Genomic DNA, 241 nt, shown 5'->3' on the forward strand with positions numbered 1-241 from the left:
CCTCGACGTAGGCCTCGATCAGCGCCGCCCGGATGCTGCCCGCGCCGCACTCGTGCAGTGTCTTGACGCCCAGCTCGTCGCGCGCAATGAGCGCGATCGTGGCCAGCATCTGATCGCGCGCCTGAGGCGGCATGTCGGCGTCTTCAGACGCCGGCGCCGCGGCTGTAGCCGCGCGATCCGCGCGATCGTCTTCCTCAAGTTCTCGAAGACGGATCTGCACCTCGCGCGCGACGGCGTTGGG

The 241-nt window shown here is 69.7% G+C and carries 1 protein-coding gene; it reads right to left on the bottom strand.

From position 1 onward, the window contains the following. Nucleotides 1-241: hypothetical protein (locus RZA33_RS19745; protein ID WP_317510043.1), on the bottom strand; the 241-nt coding region annotated here is incomplete at both ends.

The organism is Halovibrio sp. HP20-59 (genome assembly GCF_033052795.2).
GTDB lineage: Bacteria > Pseudomonadota > Gammaproteobacteria > Pseudomonadales > Halomonadaceae > Vreelandella.